This window comes from Exiguobacterium sp. A1_3_1, assembly GCF_048985645.1.
In the GTDB taxonomy this organism is placed as follows: Bacteria; Bacillota; Bacilli; order Exiguobacteriales; family Exiguobacteriaceae; genus Exiguobacterium_A; species Exiguobacterium_A indicum.
The window spans coordinates 39703-56170 of record NZ_WBYY01000003.1 but is presented as its reverse complement, the minus strand read 5'-3'; the positions used below and the strand labels follow the sequence as shown (position 1 = coordinate 56170).

The following is a 16468-nucleotide window of genomic DNA, read 5'->3' as shown; positions in this document are numbered from 1 at the left end:
CCTTACAACTGTGTAAGAATTTTGTCTGCAGGAATATCTTAGCATGCGCACACTTGAAAACGTTTTTTCAGTTAGAAGACAAAACAGATGTTTTTGTAACATAACTGAAATAATATCCTTGAATATTACAAAGTAAGAAACGCAAAGGATTGTTGACGACGAATTCAAAAAAATATGATACCTTTAGTTCACGAATAAAATTACATACCTCCTGATGTATGTATGGAAGTATGCTGAATGCAGTTGAATTTATAAAGAATAGGTGAAGAACATGCCAACAACTGATAAAAAAGATAAACCAGAACGTTCCTATACACTGGCTCAATTGAGCCAACTGACATTAAAAGAACTTTATGAAATCGCAAAGACGAAAAATGTCCCACAATACCGGGAAGCCCGTAAACGCGAGTTGATGTTCAAGATTTTAAAAGCACAGGCTGAATCGACTGGTCTTTATTTCCTCGAAGGGGTACTCGAAGTCATCCCTGGCAATCCACAAATGCAAAACGATGGTGGCTTTGGCTTCCTTCGTCCTATCAATTATTCCCAATCCTCTGAAGATATTTATATCGCAGCATCTCAAATCCGACGCTTTAATCTACGTAATGGTGATGTCGTCACAGGTAAAGTCCGTCCACCGAAGGAAAACGAACGGTTCCAAGGGTTACTTAGCGTGGAAGCCGTTAACGGTGAAGCACCGGATACTGCCCGTAACCGTTTATTCTTCCCGGCACTGACACCAATTTATCCGGACCGATTGATGCGACTTGAGACAGAACCACGCCATCTATCCGTTCGTGTCATGGATATGATCGCACCGGTTGGATTTGGTCAACGTGGTTTGATCGTCGCACCGCCAAAAGCAGGGAAGACGTCACTCCTCAAAGAAATCGCAAACTCGATTCAGGAGAATCATCCGGATGTCGAACTAATCATTCTCTTGATTGATGAGCGACCTGAGGAAGTAACGGACATTGAGCGTTCGGTTCCAGGAGCAGACGTCGTCAGCTCGACGTTTGACGAAACACCGGACAACCACGTCCGAATTTCTGAACTGGTCCTCGAGCGGGCGATGCGGCTCGTCGAACACAAGAAGGATGTCGTCATCTTGATGGATTCGATCACGCGTCTAACACGGGCCTATAACTTAACGGTACCGCAAAGTGGTCGGACGCTTTCGGGCGGAATTGATCCGGCTGCGTTCCATAAGCCGAAACGGTTCTTTGGTGCAGCGCGAAACATCGAACACGGTGGTAGTTTGACGATTCTTGCGACAGCACTCGTCGAGACAGGATCGCGCATGGATGACGTCATCTATGAGGAATTCAAAGGAACCGGCAACATGGAACTGCATCTCGATCGTAAGTTGTCAGAGCGTCGAATCTTCCCAGCGATTGACATTCGGAAGTCCGGTACACGGAAGGAAGAACTGTTGCTTCCGAAAGAGCAGCTTGATGCGCTTTGGGCGATTCGCCGGACGATGAATGAGTCGAACGAGTTCGTCGATACGTTCCTGCGTAAGATTCGTGATACGAAAAATAATGAAGAATTTTTCGTCGTACTTGAGAAAGAACAGAAGAAGGCGGTCCGACGCGCGCCAGCTAAACCACGTACCGTCAAGAAGGAAACGACGACAGAAAAATAACTATTGCGACGCATAAAAAAATCGTTTAGTATAGGAAGGTAACTTACTCTGGCTCAGCAAATGAACCAGGGCGGAAGGAGAGAAATCAACCATGAAACAAGGAATTCACCCTAACTACAACAAAGTAGTATTTATGGATTCAACGACTGAGTACAAATTCTTAAGCGGTTCTACTCGTTCTTCGAACGAAACGATCACTTGGGAAGATGGTAACGAGTACCCACTCATCCGTGTGGATGTGTCTTCAGACTCGCACCCATTCTACACAGGTCGTCAAAAGTTCAACGCGGCAGATGGTCGTGTCGATCGCTTCAACAAAAAATACGGCCGCAAGTAATTACTTGTTGGTTCTTAAAAAACAGCCTGCCTCCATTACGGAAGCAGGCTGTTTTTGTATAGACTGAATTGTGAACGATACGTGAGATACGTCTTCAAGACGAACGAGAAGGCGATTCCGCCAGCAATCCCGATTAAATAGGGCATGACTTCCGGATGTGCCAAGACATAGTCCATGACTTTATGGAACGAGAGATGGCGGCCGACGAAGTAACCGGCACCTAAGAACACGCTGATCCAAATCAAGGCACCTGTATACGCATAACTCGCAAAAACGCGAAACGGCATTTTTGAGACGCCTGCAAAAAAGGCAGAGAGTTGGCGGAGACCAGGTATGTAGTAACCGATGATCAAGACCGATTTTCCGTAACGACGAAAACCGGCTTCAGCGGAAAGAATATGTTTTTCTGAGATACGCATTTTCGGTCCAACGCGGTGTAGTAGTGGCATACCGAGTTTTAATCCGAGTAAATAGCTGATCGTCATCCCGATGCAACTGCCGGCGTAAGCGGCGAGAATCGTACCGACGAGTGGTAGATTGCCTTGATGCATCCAAAATCCGGACAAAACGAGCAGGGTCTCATCAGGAACCGGCAATCCCACGATACCACCTGCGAGAAGGACGGAGAGACCAAGGGCACCATATTGGTGCAGGATGTCATGTAAGAGATGATGAATCGGGGACACCTTCTTTCGTGAGAATCTTCTTCTTCAGTGTACAGGAAATAGGGGGCAGTTGGAATGAAAGGACAAAAATTCTAGGGAAAGAAAAAATGAATTTTGATTTCCGGAAGTCAACCCTTTTTCTCGATACCGTTTCGGGCTATACTCGTTAAAGTGACTATTTTTAGAGGACGGTGTCGGACGATGATGCATGTAATAAATCAGTACGGCTGGATCGAAGTAATTTGTGGCAGTATGTTTTCCGGGAAATCGGAAGAGTTGATTCGTCGTGTCAGACGGGCGCAGTACGGCAAACTGCCCGTGCAAGTATTCAAGCCGGCAATCGACGACCGGTACCATGAAGAGCATGTTGTCTCTCACGTTGGCAACTCTGTCGTAGCGATTCCGATGGCGACGAGTCGTGATCTTTATGCGGCAGTAGCAGAAGAAACACAAATCGTCGGGATCGATGAAGTTCAATTCTTTGATGATGAGATCGTACAAGTCATCGAAGCACTCGCACAAGACGGAAAACGCGTCATTTGTGCAGGCCTTGATCAAGATTTCCGGGCAGAGCCATTTGGGAAAATGCCTGAATTACTGGCGCGCGCAGAATTCGTGACGAAACTACAAGCCATCTGTCTTTCGTGTGGGGATCCGGCTTCCCGGACACAACGTTTGATTGATGGGAAACCAGCCAACTATGATGATCCGATCATCCTAGTCGGAGCGTCGGAATCGTATGAGCCACGTTGCCGTCATTGCCATGAGGTACCTGGAAAACCGAAGCCGCTCCAATCGGTGCAGCACCAAGAACGATAAATGAAAAAAGGCGAAGGCTGGGATATAACTCAGTTTTACAGATGATAAAAAGGAATTGCACATCCTGAGTGATGGCGATTCTTTTTTTTCGTTAAACTCAGCTAGTTAAGTCTCAGCTTCTTTTAGTCACTTTTTTAAACTCGAGATTAATGATAAAGAAAGCTAGGACTAAAAGAATAAAGTAACTAATTACTACTTGTAACAGTTCTTTATCGTGAGTTAGCTAACTCTAAACATAGAGTATATAAGTAATTAAAAAGACAATAAGGATTCATCAACTGAAAACTCTTACTGTTTTTCTCGTTTGTATGTAACCTTTCGAAGGTTTTTGGTGTAAGGTATAGTGTTTTTGAAGGATTTATTTAATGGATAAATTGAAAAGATCAAACAACGATAACTGTTGATGTAAGGAATTGGAGGTAAACAAATGAGTAAATACCATAAATCTAGCATACGATTAGTTTTGATTGTATTAGTTACAGTCACAATCTTGTATTATGGTTTTAACTTTGAAATAGGGTACGGGATAATCTTTTTAATCGCAGCTGTTGGGTGTACCATTTATCTTAACTTTAAAGCAGCTAAAAAAGAAAAAAGTGAGAAAAAAATCCTATAATTAAATATGGGAGTTTCAGCTTGTAGACAACCCCTCACTTCGTAATTGAAATGAGGGGTTGTTGTATGTATTAATTACTAAAATGTTAAAGAAACGTGGATTCCCTGAGGGATCCAAGGACCAATTTGTAGGCTTTTCGAGGTTCACGGTAATGAAAGTAAGCATTGCTTGAAGCGTCGTTTTTTCACTCCCCGGATCTGTTGTACTCTCCTGTATATGACGTCTTAATCTAATTTGTCTTTTTGCTTTCGGGCAACGCGTCTAATGTAGAGAAATAGGGTACCTATTCCTTCAACCCAAGACCTAAAAATTAACGGAATGTCATGTTAGTCTAGATCTCTTTGATGGTACGTCGCATGTAGGAAATACTAAATACATGTTGAAGAAGCGTCATCTTGATTAACAGGACGAGGTCGATGCTTGTCCCAGGAAAACGATTTGAAATGAACAAAGCGCAATCCTCCCATTAGAGAAAATTGCGCTTTGCTTACAATCTGTAGCAGCTATTTGCTTCCATATAGAAACGAATAGCTGTTTTTTTGATTCAGCCTGTTTCTTGCGAAAACTGACACGATTGTTCGATAAAGCGAATCGTCTCACGGACGATTAGATCCTGATCATGATCGAGTGTCGCGACGTGATACGAGTTGAGTAAACAGTAGCTTCGTTTATCATTCGTTCCGATGTGCTGGTGCAGATAATCTGAGCTCGACGGCGGAACGACGTGATCGGTCGCCGAGTAGAGAATCAATGTCGGTAGAAGGATCGATCCGAGGCGTCCTTTTGTCTCATCCATCAGACGGACGAGTTCAAACGCACAACGGCTCGGAACGAGGTCATAAATGATTTCGAAGGCTGCTCGCTTAATGTCCGGTGCCCCTTCCGGTAAGTACTGTGGACCGTCCTCGAACGAAAGTGCTTCATAGGATGGAACGGAGAGTGCAGCATTGATCGTAATGATGCCGGCAAACGGAATGCCGTCAGCGGCGAGTGACAGTGCAAGCGTCGCACCCATCGATTGACCGATGACGAAGACTTGATCGCATGTTTCTTGTAAACGTTCATAGCCGTCTTTCAGGCTTTGCTTCCAACATCGAGCAGTCGATTGTTCAAACTCGCGGACGTTCGTTCCATGTCCACGTAAGCGCGGGGCATAGACGGTAAAACCTTCAGCAGCAAATGCCTCACCGACGTCCCGGACACTTTGCGGAGTGGCGTTAAAACCATGACAGATTAGAATGCCGATCGATCCACCTTGAAAATAAAACGCTTCAGCACCAGTCAATACAGGATAGTTCATCATTACTATTTTTCCTCCATTCATGAAAAAAACTCGTCGACGTCACTGCTTGGACGCTCACGAGTTTTTCACCGTATCATCCAAAGCCGCGCTTTGCTGGTCGGAGCACCTTACAGATTGCAGGTTGCCGTGAAGTCATAGAGCCAGGTCTCTCGTTCACTCTTGATAAATATCATATTGGAATTGTCGGAATAATCATTGAAACGATGGTAGCACGTTCAAAAATGACTTGTCAAATCGTTCTTGACGAATCATGATCCGTTCAGTAAGCTAACTCATAACTTAATCATCCATCGATATGCGCCAAATGGATTATTTTTGAAAAGTTGGTTGACTTTTAAAGTTCCGACCCGTAATGTAAAAATTAGTTTTACGACATAAGCAACAACGCAACAACACACATACGAATTTCATACCGCAATACTTATCCAGAGAGGTGGAGGGACTGGCCCTACGAAACCTCGGCAACAGACTCATTATGAGCACTGTGCCAATTCCATCAGACAGATGTCTGAGAGATGAGTGGAGTGGATTCTGCCACTGTGCGGATCCAGGTCTCTTCTTGTTTCTCAAGAAGGGACCTTTTTTGTTGAATGAAGGGGGAAAACGGAATGATTGCATTTCATCAAGTCAAAAAAACGTACGTCACGAAAGATCAGACGATTGCAGCACTCGACGGTGTCGACCTGACGATCGAAAAAGGCGAAATCTTTGGTGTCATCGGCTTTAGCGGTGCCGGAAAAAGTTCACTGCTCCGCTGTGTCAATCTGTTAGAACGACCGACGTCAGGAACGGTGACGGTCGATGGGGAAGATTTAACGCAACTGTCTCCGAAAAAATTACGCCAAGCAAAACAACGGATCGGGATGATCTTTCAGCACTTCAATCTATTGAATGCGAACACGGTCTTTACGAATGTTGCAAAGCCACTCGTTCTCGCAGGCGTCAAGAAAGACGAGATTCGCCGCCGGGTGACGGAGTTACTCGAATTCGTCGATCTCGCGGACAAGGCGAATCATTATCCGGATCAATTGTCGGGTGGGCAGAAACAGCGCGTCGGTATCGCCCGGGCACTCGCGACGCAACCTTCCGTCCTCTTATGTGACGAGGCGACGTCAGCACTTGATCCCCAGACGACGCATCATATTCTTCAGTTATTAAAACGGATCAATGCCGAGTACGGGATCACGATTCTCTTGATCACCCACGAGATGGGCGTCATCCGGGAGATTTGCGACCGTGTCGCCGTCATCGAAGCTGGAAAGTTGATCGAGTCAGGAACGGTCTTCGACGTCTTTTCGAATCCAAAGACCGAGACAGCACGGAACTTCGTCCGGTCTGTCATGCATGACGAGATTCCAGCATCGATTCGTCAGTTGATCGAGTCGCGAAATGCGCATCCAATCTATAAGATTCACTTCCTTGGACATCACACCGGGCAACCACTCTTATCGCAAGTCGCAAAACGCTTTGACGTCGATGTCAACATTTTGCACGGGAGCATCACAGAGTTGCAGGATACGCCGTTCGGCACCTTGCTCGTCGAGTTGATTGGTGAGCCGGCTGAAGTGAAACGAGCGTTACAATACATCGATCAGGCACAGGTGACGGTCGAGGAGGTGCTCGCTGATGCTAGTTAACTACAGTGATATCTGGACAGCATTCTTGCAGACGATGACGATGGTATCCGTTTCGCTCTTGTTCTCGACCTTGATCGGCTTACCACTCGGTATCCTGCTTGTTGTCACGCGAAAAGGAGCGTTACTTGAAAATGTTCCGTTGTTCACGTTCTTCAACAGTATCGTCAATATCTTCCGCTCGATTCCGTTCATCATCCTACTCGTCGCGATCATCCCGTTGACACGGTTGATCGTCCAGACGTCGATCGGAACCGAAGCTGCAATCGTCCCGCTCGTCTTTTACGCTGCACCGTACATGGCGCGTCTGATCGAGAGTTCTTTACTCGAAGTCGATAAAGGCGTTCTTGAAGCAGCAGAAGCGATGGGCGCGACACCGTTTCAAACGATTTTCCGCTTCCTCCTACCGGAAGCACTCGGTTCACTCATCCTGAACTTAACGATCGCGACGGTCGGCTTGATCGGGGCATCGGCGATGGCAGGCGCCATCGGTGGTGGCGGTTTGGGTGACTTAGCAATTACTTACGGCTATCAACGGTTTGATACGAAAGTCATGATCATCACGGTCGGGATTCTCGTCATCTTAGTCCAAGGCTTACAGACGACAGGCAACATCGTCGCACGAAAAATCAGAAGACATTAATCAAGGGAGCGATTCAGCCATGAAAAAAGCAGTAGCAATTGGAGCAACACTCACGACGATTTTATTTGCCGGGTGCGCAGCATCAGGAGAAGACGAAAAGACAATCAAGCTCGGTGTCAGCGGTTCAGACACACAAGTTTGGGACTATGTCGCCAAAAAAGCAGAAAAGGAGGGCATCAAAATCGAGCTCGTCAAGTTCTCCGATTATGTCCAGCCGAACATGGCACTGGCTGAGGGTGAAATCGACGCCAATGCCTTCCAGACGATTTCCTACTTCAACGCTTTCAAGAAAGAACATAACTTGAAGCTATCGCCGATTGCGACGACTGTCATCGCACCGATGGGGATCTACTCGGATAAATACAAGGACGTCAAAGACATTCCAACTGGCGGGAAAATCGCTGTTCCGAACGAAGCGACGAACATGGGACGCGCCCTCTTGTTACTGCAAGAAGCCGGTCTGATCAAGTTACCGGATGACTTCGATGGCAACGGTTCGGTCGATAAGATCGTCGAGAATCCGAAGAAGCTGAAAATCGTTCCGATCGTCGCCGGGCAAACGCCACGCGTCTTACCGGACGTCGCGGCGTCAATCATCAACAATGGCATTGCCGTTGACGCTGGCTTCAACCCGATCAAGGACTCGATCGTCCATGAGAACGAGACAGCAAAACCATACATCAACATCATCGCGACACGGACGGAAGACAAGAACAAAAAAGAACTGAAAAAAATCGCATCGCTGTATCAACAAAAAGATGTCGCGGCCTTCATCAAAAAAGAATACAAAGGCAGTACAATCCCGACGTTCGTCCCACTAAGCGACATCGGCGAATAATTTCAAAAGGAGAGTGGATAGCATGACGACACCAGTACGCACGACATGGGTAGAGACGATTGAACAAGACATCGAACAAAAACGGGAATCGTACCTTGAGACGAGTCACCGAATTCATGCGACGCCGGAAATCGGGAACGAGGAATTCTTTGCTTCGCGGCTCCATGCGGAGCGTCTAACGGCGGAAGGTTTTACGGTAGAACTCGGCGTCGCGGGGCACGATACCGCGTTCTTCGCGAAGAAGTCGAGCGACCGACCAGGTGCGACGATTGCCTTTCTTGCTGAGTATGATGCGTTGCCAGGCATTGGTCACGCGTGCGGTCATAATATCATCGGCACGACGAGCGTCGCAGCGGCGATCGCGCTCAGTAAAATACTCGATGAAGTCGGCGGGAGTGTCGTTGTCCTTGGAACACCGGCCGAGGAAGGTGGACCGAACGGTAGTGCGAAAGGCAGTTTCGTCAAACATCAGTTGCTGGAAGGGATCGATGCAGCCTTAATGGTCCATCCGTCAGGTCAAACACGGATCACGGGTTCTTCGCTTGCGGTCGATCCGCTCGACTTTGCCTTTACGGGTCGTCCGGCACACGCAGCGGCGTCACCGGAAGAAGGCATCAACGCCCTCGACGCTGTCATTCAACTCTTCAACGGAATCAACGCCTTACGTCAGCAATTACCGGACGATGTCCGGATCCACGGGATCATCACGCATGGTGGCGATGCGCCGAACATCATTCCGGAATACGCAAAAGCACGTTTCTTCATCCGGGCGACGACACGGGAACGCCTCAATGCCGTCACGGAAAAAGTCAAGGCCGTTGCCCAAGGCGCGGCACTCGCGACCGGGGCGACGCTTGACGTCATCGCCTTCCAAAATGAAGTCGATAACCTCGTCTTCAACCGGACGTTCGACCGTCTGTTCCAAGAAGAAGCAGAGGCGCTCGGCGAAATCGTTCACTTGGACGAACGACCGGGTCTTGGTTCAACGGACGCCGGTAACATCAGTCAAGTCATCCCGACGATCCATCCGTATATCAAGATTGGACCAGATGATCTCGTCGCCCATACGGAAGCATTCAAAGAAGCGGCCCGTTCAGAAGCTGGAGATGAAGCATTGATCACAGGAGCAAAAATCCTCGCCCGGACAGCGCTTCGCGTCCTCGCTGATGAACGGACGCGCGGGGTGATTGCGCAAGAATTCCATGACCGGAAGAATGGTTATTTGTAAGTGGAAAATAACGACTGGACGCACTGCTATCAAGTGCTCCGGTCGTTTTTGAGATGCAGTCGATTACGAATTGGGGACGGGTGACAGAAGTGGAACGAAATCAAAAAAGAGACAAGACAGAAGCATTTGCGCTTTGTTTTCTTGAAAAAGATATGCTAGGCTAAAGTTGTATAACTCAATAATCCAGTTCTTCGGGGTAGGGTGAAAATCCCAACCGGCGGTGATGCGATCAATCGATCGACGAGCCCGCGACCCATGATGTACGCATCATGGCTGACTTGGTGAGATTCCAGGGCCGACGGTAAAGTCCGGATGGGAGAAGAACGAAACGACGCGATTCAAGCTGTTTTCTGAAAAAATGTTTTCAGGAGACGGTCTCTTTCTGCATGAAAAAATGCAGGAAGCGAACCGTGTATTTCGTGAACCCTTCTATACAGACGCCCCTTTTTCAAGGGGCGTCTTTTTTCATTTGAAAGGAGTGAACGCGATGTCACAGATGATGAGTTATGCCATGCAATTAGCACAAATGTTACACGGACAAACAAGTCCGAATCCAAGTGTCGGCTGTGTCATCGTCAAACAAGGACGCATCATCGGCTTCGGTGCACATCGGTTTGCCGGTGGGCCGCACGCAGAAGTCGAAGCCTTACGGATGGCAGGAGAAGCCGCCCGTGGTGCCGATCTCTACGTGACGCTCGAGCCATGCAACCATCACGGCAAGACGCCACCATGCACGGAAGCAATTCTACAAGCAGGAATCAAACGAGTCTTCGTTGCAACGGAAGACAAACATGCGATTGTCGCTGGTTCCGGAATCAAACGGCTACAGGACGCGGGAATCGAAGTCGATGTCGGCTTGTTACGGCATGAGGCAGAAGCCCTTTACACGGTATTCTGGAAGACGATCGAACGAAAACGTCCGACCGTGACCGTCAAAATCGCTCAGACGATGAACGGGATCGCGACGACAGGTGAACAGCGCTGGATCACGTCAGAAGAAGCACGCGCGAACGGTCGTGCCCTGCGTGGACGCCACGATGCCATCCTCGTCGGAAGTGAGACGGTGCTCGTCGATGATCCGGCACTGACGTTACGCGCATCGTCAGGCATCGAGCCGATTCGAGTAATCGTTGATCGCCGGGGGCGGATTCCGGAGACGGCGCAAGTCTTCCGCGATGGTAAAAATCCAACCTACTGGCTGACGAGTGTTCCGCGTGTTAGTCACGATCAGGTGACGGTCCTTGTCGGTGAATATGAGACGCCGGAAGCGATTTTGAAACGCTTATACGAACAAGACATCCGTAGTGTCTTGATTGAAGGCGGACCAACGATTCAAGCCGCTTTCCTTGAGGCAGATCTCGTTGACCGAATCGAAGTCTACCAAGCCCCATCGATTTTTGAAGGCGATGCGTGGAATGGTCAACACGATATCGAAGATCGTTTTCAAATCGACCAGGTTGAGACGGTCGGACCGGATCTCCATCTGACGTACATCCGAAAGGAGGAGACGACATGTTCACCGGATTGATTGAAGAAGTCGGAACCTTAAAACGAAAGATCCCGCGACCGAACGGGTTAGCGCTTGAAATTGAGGCGCACCGGGTACTCGAAGGAACGAAGATCGGTGATAGCATCGCCGTCGACGGGATTTGTTTGACGGTCACGTCGATGAGTCCAACCGGTTTCACGGCAGATGCCGTCCATGACACGATCCGTTCAACAGCACTCGGTACGTACCGAGTCGGAAGTCCCTTGCAACTTGAGCGGGCGATGCCGGCAGACGGTCGCTTCGGTGGACATTTCGTTAGTGGACATATCGACGGAACAGCCCGACTGATCAGTCGGCGACCGGATGGAGAAGCGATGGTCTATACGTTTGATGTCGGAGCGTGGCAAAAGTATTGTATTCCGAAAGGCTCGATCGCAATCAACGGCACGAGCCTGACGTTGCAACGCGTCACACCGGAAACGATCTCGATTTCATTGATTCCGCACTCCCGTCAAGTGACGACGTTTGATCGATTGGCAAGCGGTGCAGTCGTCAATATCGAGTGTGACATGATGGCGAAACATCTCTATCATTTCACGCAGCATGAGAAGCAGACGGACTGGGCAGCATTCTTAGGAGGCGACATGTAATGAACGGATTCGACTTGATTGAAGACGCAATAGAAGATTTGAAAAACGGACGACCGATCATCGTCTGTGATGACGAGGATCGTGAGAATGAAGGCGATCTCGTCATGCTCGCGGAACACGCGACACCGGAAAACATCAACTTCATGATTACACATGGAAAAGGACTCGTCTGTGTACCAGTCAGTCCGCGGATCGCACAGCGACTCGAACTTGCTCCGATGACAGCGAATAATACGGACCCGCATGGGACGGCATTCACGCTCAGCATCGATCATGAAGAGGCAAAGACCGGCATCAGTGCCGAGGAACGGTCGCTAACGATTCAGCGGATGCTGACGGATGGACCGGAACGTTTCAAACGACCGGGTCATATCTTCCCGTTGATCGCAAAAGAGGGTGGTGTCCGGGAGCGACGCGGACATACGGAAGCAGGTGTCGATCTTGCCCGTCTTGCCGGTAGCGATGAGATCGCCGTCATCTGTGAAATCATTAAAGAAGATGGCACGATGGCACGGGTCGACGATCTACTTCTCTATAAGGAAGAACACGATTTAAAACTGATCACGATCGAAGCACTTGTCGCGTATCTCGAGCGTCCATTGACACGTGAAGCAGAAGTATTACTTCCAACGACGTTCGGAGCTTTCCGGATGATTGGCTATACGACGCAAGACGAGAAAGAACATGTCGCTGTCTTATCCGGCGAAGCGCAAGACGGGATGCTCGTCCGTCTACACTCGGAATGCCTGACAGGGGATGTCTTCGGTTCGAAGCGTTGCGATTGTGGACCACAACTCGATGCGGCACTCGAGCGGATCGAACGAGAAGGTGGAGCCGTCTTGTATTTACGTCAGGAAGGACGCGGCATCGGTCTAATGGCGAAGTTAAAAGCGTACGAGTTACAGGAACAAGGACTCGATACGGTCGAAGCGAACCATGCACTCGGTTATCCGACGGACATGCGTGACTACACGGTCGCAGCCAATATGTTGCGCGATCTCGGCGTGACGAAGATCCGCTTGATGACGAACAACCCGGACAAACAACGGGTGCTCGAGCAAGAGGGGATCGAAATCATCGAACGTGTACCCCATCAAGTACCGGCCGAGCCGGAAAATCAGCGTTACCTAAAAACAAAACAAACGAAACTCGGGCACTGGCTCGACATCCAAGGAGGACACACATCATGATCTACGAAGGTTTCTTAACAGGAGAAGGACTACGCGTCGCAATCGTCGCAGCACGTTTTAACGAATTGATCACTTCAAAACTCGTCGGAGGAGCAAACGACGCTTTCCGCCGCCACGGGGTCGCAGCGGATGCTGTCGATACAGCGTGGGTTCCGGGAGCATTCGAAATTCCGCTCGTCGCGGAAAAGTTAGCGAAAAGCGGTAAGTACGACGCCGTCATCACACTCGGTGCCGTCATCCGTGGGGCGACGTCGCACTATGATTATGTCTGTAACGAGGTCGCAAAAGGTGTCGCAAGTGCCTCGCGCGATACAGGCGTGCCGATCATCTTCGGTGTCCTGACGACGGATTCGATCGAGCAAGCAGTCGAACGTGCTGGCACGAAAGCCGGAAACAAAGGCTACGAAGCTGCGGTTTCTGCGATTGAGATGGCGAATCTTTTACGGACGATTTAATTGAATAGAGGTAGGGTGACGGTACATTCCGTCATCCTGTTTTTTTGCGGAAATCTCTTGAAGATTGAATCAAATTTCAAAAAAAGAATCGTTGATTTGAAATTTGAGGATTCAATTTTAAGTAGAACGGTAATGGTCTACTAAAGAAAGTTTGAAACATTTTCCAATGTTTTTCGTAAATCAGGGTAACGCGTATAAAGGAGGAAATGAATATGAAGAAAGCTAGGTGGGTAGCAGCCGGGATCGTTGCAGCATCGATTGGGCTTGCTGGATGTCAAGATGGACAAACAGATACAGGGAGTGGCAGTGGGTCTGGTTCGACGAAGTCGGGGGAACTCTCGAATACGGAATTACTGAATAAAGCGACAGCCGCTCAAAAAGATATTAAATCGTTCCATATGGAAGGGACAGTCAACTCAAAAGCAGGTGAGATGACAGTGGATCAAAAGGTATCCGCCGATATCATCCAGAAGCCGCTTACGATGCACCAGACGATGACAATGAAAAATCCACAGGACGGTAAAGACATGTCGATTGAGAGCTATATCGTCGACGATAAGATGTATATCTCGCAAAACGGACAATGGCTCGTTCAAGATGTCTCGGAACTAGGCGATATGGTTGAAGCAATGGAGTCATCGGCATCGACGGATCAAAATCTCAAGCTGTTGAAAAAGTATAAAGACAACTGGACAGCAAAAAAAGAGGGTGACGTCTATCAAATCGACGTCAAACTAAAGGGTGACGACCTCAAAGCTTTCATGAAGGATTCGCTCGAACAAACAGGACAGATGGCGCAGATGAAGGATGCGATGGATAGCATCGACTATAAGAAGATGAACTACAAGATGACGTATGACGCAAAAACGTTCTATCCGAAGTCTCTCGACATGGACATGGTATTTGCGATTGAAAAAGATACCGAGTTCAATATGAAAAACGCGTCGACGTTCTCGAAATTCAATGAGATTGACGAAATCAAATTACCGGCGGAAGCAAAAGATGCCCAACCGCTCACAGGTGCGACACAATAACGAACAACAAGCCCTTCACCTCCAATCGGAAGTGAGGGGCTTGTCTCATTTAGACTTGAAATTGACGTAATACCTCTTTTAATGCTTCCGCCTGCTGTTGACTGACGGAAGTCTGTTCATGCACATCTCGGAACGCTTGAACGGAATGATTGATTTGCTCCGACATCGATTGTGTGCCTTGCGCCCCATCATTGACGGTGACGGCAACATCGTGGATGACACCAAGCATATTTGCTGTCAGTTCCTGAAGTTGACCAGCTTGAGCGGCAAAATGTTCTGCTGCATCACCGAATAATTGCGCATCATCACGGTATTGAATCGAGGCATCTTCGAATAAATCATAGTCTTTGACGACCTTTGTATCGATGAAAGAGAGCATCTCACCGGACGCGGCATTCAAGTGTTCGACGGAATCGATGACGGAGAGTGAGACGTCTTGAATTTGTTCAACGGTATCTCGACTGCTCTCGGCGAGTTTTCGAATCTCATCGGCGACGACGGCGAAGCCTCGACCGACTTCTCCGGCACGTGCTGCTTCAATCGAAGCGTTAAGGGATAATAAATTCGTTTGCGCCGCAATTGAAAGGATCGCGTCAGACAAAACGGAAATTTCCTTAACGGCTTTCGCCCGTGCCATCGCATCTTCCAGTTTATTTTTTGTTTCGAAGAGAATTTGAGTGGCGGTCTGTTTCGCTTCTGTGGCGACAACTTGAAGCGATTCAGCACGACCGCCGACTTCTTGAGCGCGTTTTCCGTTCGCTTCTGCGCCGGAGACGATGTCATGAATCGTCGCTTCCATATCGACGGCAGACGAGTTCATCTCTTCAGCTGAAGCGGCTGTCTCTTGCATACCCGCCGATAAGTTTTCAATCGTATGCGAAGTCGACGCCATATCTTGATCGAGTTCGCTGATTCGACCAGAGACATGACGAGAGGTCGACACGACGTGTGTTGCCGTATCATCGACTTGGACAATAATTGTTCGTAAGTGAGCGATGAATTGATTCATCGACTTGGCGATTTGTCCAATTTCGTCCTCTCGTACGACGTCGAGTTGCGCCGTCAAGTCACCACCTTGTGTTGCGAGTTCATGCGTTTTCGCCTGCAGTTGACGGAGTGGACCGAAGATTGAGCGTAAAATCAAGACGGTGAAGATGACACCGAGCAATCCGACGACACCGATGATCGTGAACAGCATAAGGTGCGCCGTATTAGCGGCGCTGGTGATAGCGTCACCATTTTTACCAGCTTGTTGATTATTGTATTTCACGATTTTCGTCAATTGATCCGAAACAGCGAAGTATGAATCACGACTCTCACCTTCATAATAGGTGACCGCTTCTTTTTGAGTTTCTGGTGTACTGAGGGCGAGAAGACGATCAGTCGTCTCATTGAAAGTTTGCCATTTTTTTGTGAGATCATTGTACAGTGCGCGATCGCTTTCTAAATAAATCGTTTTTTCGTATTTCGCGAGATTCGCATCAACGGTCGCTAAACCGTCTTTGACACGCTTATCATAACCGGCTTTGATTTCTGGATCATTTTCTTGAATGTGTAGTAATTCGACACGTCGTAAATCAGATAGAGCAGTATTCGTTTCATGAGATAAGTTCAGACCGGGAATCCAGGACGAGGTGATCGTTTGACTCTCTTGGTCAACACGATTGAGAGAAGATGCGCCGTATAACCCGACACCGATCAAGCTAAGCAAAAGGATGGAGGACAATAAGATAAGCTTCGTTTTAATCTTCATATGATTCGCTCCTTTTTTTGCAAGATGAACTATTCATTTTCTTGATTATACCGTCACAAGTAAAAAATTTACTTATTATAGAAAAAATTAAAATGTAGAATAGTTTTATGAAAAAATAGTTTGACAATTATCAGTAAATTCTGAAAAAATGGTAAGGAACTATAGATTA

15 protein-coding genes and 3 riboswitches are annotated in these 16468 nt (G+C 48.0%); of the genes, 12 read left to right on the top strand and 3 right to left on the bottom strand.

Going from position 1 to position 16468, the window contains the following annotated elements:
• The first annotated feature begins 271 nt into the window (after positions 1–271).
• Together rho and F8N00_RS00900 are read left to right on the top strand one after the other, a co-directional pair.
• Entirely contained in the window at positions 272–1645 is a 1374-nt protein-coding gene (gene rho / locus F8N00_RS00905; protein ID WP_023469547.1) for a transcription termination factor Rho, read from the top strand.
• Positions 1646–1736: 91 nt separating this feature from the next.
• Positions 1737–1982 (top strand): type B 50S ribosomal protein L31, encoded by a 246-nt coding sequence (locus F8N00_RS00900; protein WP_023469546.1) that lies wholly within the window; start codon positions 1737–1739, stop codon positions 1980–1982.
• Positions 1983–2017: 35 nt separating this feature from the next.
• On the opposite strand, the gene F8N00_RS00895 is transcribed toward F8N00_RS00900, so the two are convergent.
• Positions 2018–2668 (bottom strand): DedA family protein, encoded by a 651-nt coding sequence (locus F8N00_RS00895; protein ID WP_023469545.1) that lies wholly within the window; start codon positions 2666–2668, stop codon positions 2018–2020.
• A gap of 183 nt (positions 2669–2851) precedes the next feature.
• On the opposite strand from F8N00_RS00895, the gene F8N00_RS00890 reads away from it, so the two are divergent.
• A complete protein-coding gene (locus F8N00_RS00890) occupies positions 2852–3466 on the top strand; it encodes a thymidine kinase (RefSeq protein ID WP_035395950.1) in 615 nt (204 codons plus the stop codon).
• A gap of 1160 nt (positions 3467–4626) precedes the next feature.
• Here the strand turns inward: F8N00_RS00890 and F8N00_RS00885 are convergent.
• Positions 4627–5385: an alpha/beta hydrolase gene (locus tag F8N00_RS00885; protein ID WP_075643036.1), complete on the bottom strand. Its 759-nt coding sequence runs from the start codon at positions 5383–5385 to the stop codon at positions 4627–4629.
• Positions 5386–5452: 67 nt separating this feature from the next.
• Positions 5453–5554: riboswitch (SAM riboswitch) on the bottom strand.
• Positions 5555–5803: 249 nt separating this feature from the next.
• Positions 5804–5907: riboswitch (SAM riboswitch) on the top strand.
• An 86-nt stretch (positions 5908–5993) separates the two neighbouring features.
• Between F8N00_RS00885 and F8N00_RS00880 the strand changes: the two genes are divergently transcribed.
• The 9 genes from F8N00_RS00880 (at position 5994) to F8N00_RS00840 (ending at position 14546) form a co-directional block, all read left to right on the top strand.
• A complete protein-coding gene (locus F8N00_RS00880) occupies positions 5994–7022 on the top strand; it encodes a methionine ABC transporter ATP-binding protein (protein ID WP_075643035.1) in 1029 nt (342 codons plus the stop codon).
• A complete protein-coding gene (locus tag F8N00_RS00875) occupies positions 7012–7662 on the top strand; it encodes a methionine ABC transporter permease (protein ID WP_023469541.1) in 651 nt (216 codons plus the stop codon). Before F8N00_RS00880 ends, F8N00_RS00875 begins: the two co-directional genes overlap by 11 nt.
• 19 nt (positions 7663–7681) lie before the next feature.
• Complete coding sequence (locus F8N00_RS00870; protein ID WP_029342773.1) at positions 7682–8500, top strand: MetQ/NlpA family ABC transporter substrate-binding protein; 819 nt, start codon at positions 7682–7684, stop codon at positions 8498–8500.
• Between the two features lie 22 nt (positions 8501–8522).
• The gene (locus tag F8N00_RS00865) at positions 8523–9728 is read left to right on the top strand and encodes a M20 family metallopeptidase (RefSeq protein ID WP_075643034.1); all 1206 of its coding nucleotides are present in this window, start codon (positions 8523–8525) and stop codon (positions 9726–9728) included.
• A gap of 183 nt (positions 9729–9911) precedes the next feature.
• Positions 9912–10056: riboswitch (FMN riboswitch) on the top strand.
• 159 nt (positions 10057–10215) lie between these two features.
• Positions 10216–11256 (top strand): bifunctional diaminohydroxyphosphoribosylaminopyrimidine deaminase/5-amino-6-(5-phosphoribosylamino)uracil reductase RibD, encoded by a 1041-nt coding sequence (ribD, locus tag F8N00_RS00860; protein ID WP_075643055.1) that lies wholly within the window; start codon positions 10216–10218, stop codon positions 11254–11256.
• Positions 11241–11867, top strand: a complete 627-nt coding sequence (gene ribE, locus F8N00_RS00855; protein WP_035395815.1) for a riboflavin synthase — start codon at positions 11241–11243, stop codon at positions 11865–11867. Before ribD ends, ribE (F8N00_RS00855) begins: the two co-directional genes overlap by 16 nt.
• The gene (locus F8N00_RS00850) at positions 11867–13057 is read left to right on the top strand and encodes a bifunctional 3,4-dihydroxy-2-butanone-4-phosphate synthase/GTP cyclohydrolase II (protein ID WP_035395818.1); all 1191 of its coding nucleotides are present in this window, start codon (positions 11867–11869) and stop codon (positions 13055–13057) included. Before ribE (F8N00_RS00855) ends, F8N00_RS00850 begins: the two co-directional genes overlap by 1 nt.
• Positions 13054–13512, top strand: coding sequence for a 6,7-dimethyl-8-ribityllumazine synthase (gene ribE, locus F8N00_RS00845; RefSeq protein ID WP_035395821.1), 459 nt, complete (start codon positions 13054–13056; stop codon positions 13510–13512). The genes F8N00_RS00850 and ribE (F8N00_RS00845) overlap by 4 nt, the downstream gene beginning before the upstream one ends.
• Before the next feature lie 212 nt (positions 13513–13724).
• Positions 13725–14546, top strand: coding sequence for a DUF6612 family protein (locus F8N00_RS00840; protein WP_035395824.1), 822 nt, complete (start codon positions 13725–13727; stop codon positions 14544–14546).
• Positions 14547–14595: 49 nt separating this feature from the next.
• Here the strand turns inward: F8N00_RS00840 and F8N00_RS00835 are convergent, their stop codons facing one another.
• Positions 14596–16299 carry a methyl-accepting chemotaxis protein gene (locus F8N00_RS00835; RefSeq protein WP_035395827.1) on the bottom strand — a complete coding sequence of 568 codons (1704 nt, stop codon included), beginning with the start codon at positions 16297–16299 and terminating at the stop codon, positions 14596–14598.
• Between the last annotated feature and the right edge of the window lie 169 nt (positions 16300–16468).

Coding starts and splice junctions, on each gene's coding strand:
- F8N00_RS00900 (WP_023469546.1), top strand. CDS start 1,737: ATGAAACAAGGAATTCACCCTAACTACAACAAAGTAGTATTTATGGAT.
- rho (WP_023469547.1), top strand. CDS start 272: ATGCCAACAACTGATAAAAAAGATAAACCAGAACGTTCCTATACACTG.
- F8N00_RS00885 (WP_075643036.1), bottom strand. CDS start 5,385: ATGATGAACTATCCTGTATTGACTGGTGCTGAAGCGTTTTATTTTCAA.
- F8N00_RS00870 (WP_029342773.1), top strand. CDS start 7,682: ATGAAAAAAGCAGTAGCAATTGGAGCAACACTCACGACGATTTTATTT.
- F8N00_RS00840 (WP_035395824.1), top strand. CDS start 13,725: ATGAAGAAAGCTAGGTGGGTAGCAGCCGGGATCGTTGCAGCATCGATT.
- F8N00_RS00865 (WP_075643034.1), top strand. CDS start 8,523: ATGACGACACCAGTACGCACGACATGGGTAGAGACGATTGAACAAGAC.
- ribD (WP_075643055.1), top strand. CDS start 10,216: ATGTCACAGATGATGAGTTATGCCATGCAATTAGCACAAATGTTACAC.
- F8N00_RS00880 (WP_075643035.1), top strand. CDS start 5,994: ATGATTGCATTTCATCAAGTCAAAAAAACGTACGTCACGAAAGATCAG.
- ribE (WP_035395815.1), top strand. CDS start 11,241: ATGTTCACCGGATTGATTGAAGAAGTCGGAACCTTAAAACGAAAGATC.
- F8N00_RS00850 (WP_035395818.1), top strand. CDS start 11,867: ATGAACGGATTCGACTTGATTGAAGACGCAATAGAAGATTTGAAAAAC.
- ribE (WP_035395821.1), top strand. CDS start 13,054: ATGATCTACGAAGGTTTCTTAACAGGAGAAGGACTACGCGTCGCAATC.
- F8N00_RS00835 (WP_035395827.1), bottom strand. CDS start 16,299: ATGAAGATTAAAACGAAGCTTATCTTATTGTCCTCCATCCTTTTGCTT.
- F8N00_RS00875 (WP_023469541.1), top strand. CDS start 7,012: ATGCTAGTTAACTACAGTGATATCTGGACAGCATTCTTGCAGACGATG.
- F8N00_RS00890 (WP_035395950.1), top strand. CDS start 2,852: ATGCATGTAATAAATCAGTACGGCTGGATCGAAGTAATTTGTGGCAGT.